Genomic DNA, 246 nt, shown 5'->3' on the forward strand with positions numbered 1-246 from the left:
CTGGGCCGGATGCGCTCGGACCGGGTCCTGCGCCGGGCGGCACCGCCCCGCGAGCCGGGCACCCGGGGTCGTCCGCCCCGCCACGGCGACGAGTTCGTCTTCGGCGACCCGGCCACCTGGAACACTCCCGATGCGGCGACTGTGACCGAGACCCGTCTGTATGGCACCGCCACGGCCAGGGCCTGGGACCGGCTCCACCCCAGGCTGACTCACCGCTCTGCGTGGGTCTCCCAGCTGGGCACATTG

1 protein-coding gene is annotated in these 246 nt (G+C 74.4%); it reads left to right on the plus strand.

Annotated elements, in window-relative coordinates:
* The coding region (locus tag AOQ53_RS36180) for a transposase (protein WP_148640430.1) at window positions 1-246 on the plus strand (246 nt) is incomplete at both ends.

The organism is Streptomyces azureus, assembly GCF_001270025.1.
GTDB classification, from domain to species: Bacteria; Actinomycetota; Actinomycetes; order Streptomycetales; family Streptomycetaceae; genus Streptomyces; species Streptomyces azureus.